The organism is Streptomyces sp. NPDC056296, from assembly GCF_042268605.1.
Lineage (GTDB): Bacteria > Actinomycetota > Actinomycetes > Streptomycetales > Streptomycetaceae > Streptomyces.
The window spans coordinates 101289-103758 of record NZ_JBHJRX010000014.1 but is presented as its reverse complement, the minus strand read 5'-3'; the positions used below and the strand labels follow the sequence as shown (position 1 = coordinate 103758).

General features: G+C 75.0%; 1 protein-coding gene. It reads right to left on the bottom strand.

The annotated features are described in order from the left end of the window. Positions 1-98: 98 nt before the first annotated feature. The coding region (gene cobT / locus ACFCZF_RS13210) for a nicotinate-nucleotide--dimethylbenzimidazole phosphoribosyltransferase (protein WP_376671735.1) at positions 99-2470 on the bottom strand (2372 nt) is incomplete at its 5' end.

Genomic DNA, 2470 nt, shown 5'->3' with positions numbered 1-2470 from the left:
GGGGGGGGGGGGGGGGGGGTGGGGTTAGGGGGAGGGGGGGGGGTGGGGGGGTGAGGGTGACCCCGCCGCTGTCTTGCCCCCCCACTACCGCGGTGGGGCTACTTCTCGGTGACGCCCGCCGAGTCGAACGTCGCGACCTCGTGCATCGCCCGCGCGGTGCTCTGCACCATCGGCAGGGCGAGCAGCGCGCCCGTGCCCTCGCCGAGGCGGAGGTCCAGGTCGACCAGCGGGCGCAGGCCCAGCTTGTTGAGCGCGGCGACGTGGCCGGGCTCGGCGCTGCGGTGGCCGGCGATGCAGGCCGCGAGGACCTCGGGGGCGATGGCGCGGGCCACCAGGGCGGCGGCGCCGGCGCTGACGCCGTCCAGGATCACCGGCGTGCGCAGGGAGGCGCCGCCGAGCAGCAGGCCGACCATGGCCGCGTGCTCGAAGCCGCCGACCGCGGCGAGGACGCCGACGGGGTCGGCCGGGTCGGGCTGGTGGACTTCCAGCGCGCGGCGGACGACCTCGGTCTTGCGGGCGAGCGTCTCGTCGTTGATGCCGGTGCCCCGGCCGGTGACGTCGGCCGGGTCCGCGCCGGTGAAGACGGAGATGAGCGCGGCGGACGCGGTGGTGTTCGCGATGCCCATCTCGCCGGTGAGCAGTGCCTTGTTGCCGGCCGCCACCAGGTCGCGGGCGGTCTCGATGCCGACCTCGATGGCCTGCTTGGCCTCCTCGCGGGTCATCGCGGGGCCGGTGGTCATGTCGGACGTGCCCGCGCGGACCTTGCGGGGCAGCAGGCCGGGGGTGGCGGGCAGGTCGGTGGCGACGCCGACGTCCACGACGCAGACCTCGGCGCCGACCTGGGTGGCGAAGGCGTTGCAGACCGCTCCCCCGCCCAGGAAGTTGGCCACCATCTGGGCGGTGACCTCCTGCGGCCAAGGGGTGACGCCCTGGGCGTGCACACCGTGGTCGCCGGCGAAGACCGCGACGGCCGCGGGCTCCGGGATGGGCGGCGGGCACTGGCGGGACAGGCCGGAGAGCTGGGCGGAGATGATCTCCAGCATGCCGAGCGCGCCGGCCGGCTTGGTCATGCGCTTCTGCCGCTCCCAGGCCTCGCCGAGCGCCTTGGCGTCGAGCGGGCGGATCTGTGCGACGGTCTCGGCAAGCAGGTCGTGGGGGTCCTCTCCGGGCAGGGCGCGTCGGCCGTACGTCTCCTCGTGCACGACCCAGGACAGCGGGCGGCGCTTGGACCAGCCGGCCTGCATCAACTCGGGCTCGTCCGGGAACTCGTCGACGTACCCGACGCACAGGTAGGCGACGACGTCCAGGTGTTCGGGCAGGCCGAGGGCGCGTACCATCTCGCGCTCGTCGAAGAAGCTGACCCAGCCGACGCCGAGGCCCTCGGCGCGGGCGGCGAGCCAGAGGTTCTCGACCGCGAGCGCGGAGGAGTACGGCGCCATCTGCGGCTGGGTGTGCCGGCCCAGGGTGTGCCGGCCGCCGCGGGTCTGGTCGGCGGTGACGACGATGTTGACCGGGGTGTCGAGGATGGCCTCGATCTTCAGTTCCTTGAACTGCTTGGCCCGGCCCTTGGGAAGGGACTTGGCGTACGCCTCGCGCTGACGCATCGCCAGTTCGTGCATGGCGCGGCGGGTGTCGGCGGAGCGGATGACGACGAAGTCCCAGGGCTGCGAGTGGCCGACGGAGGGCGCGGTGTGGGCGGCCTCCAGGACGCGGAGCAGCACCTCGTGTGGGATGGGGTCGCCGCGGAAGCCGTTGCGGATGTCGCGGCGTTCGCGCATGACCTTCAGGACGGCCTCGCGTTCGACGTCGTCGTAGGCGGGCGCCGCGGGGCCGGCGGACTGCCGTACTTCCGCCACGGCGGCCGTGCTCACGTCGTGCGGGTCTTCCTGGTCGGCGGCGCGGGTGTCCAGGTCGTCGGCGCTCTGGGCGACTTCGGGGTCGGCCTCGCGCGGGGCGGGGACGGAGGCGACGTGCTCCGGCGCCGGTGCGTCAGCCTGTGCCTCCGAGGGGAGGAGGGCCTCGGGCGGCGTCGGGGCGAGATGCGGGGTGGTGGGCACCTGACCGCCGTCGACCTGCACGAACCGGCCGACGGGCTGCTCCGGGCGGTCGCCCACGGCCTCGTCGGGGCGGGGCTCCGGCTCGACGGTGCCCGTCTGCGTGGGGTCGGACTCCGCAGGCTCGGGCACGTTGTGGGGCACGTCCGCTTCCTGCGGTACCGCTTCCTGCGGTACTTCGGCGACCAGGAGGGACTGGGGGCCCTGAGCGGGCTGGGCGTCGTCCGGGACGGGCTGGGCGTCCGGCTGATCTTCGGTGGCGGGCTGGGCGTGCGGCTGGGCCTCGGCGGTGGGCTGGGCGTCCGGCAGGCCTTCGGTGGCGGGCTGGGCGTCCGGCAGGCCTTCGGTGGCGGGCTGGGCGTCCGGCAGGCCTTCGGTGGCGGGCTGGGCGTCCGGCAGGCCTTCGGTGGCGGGCT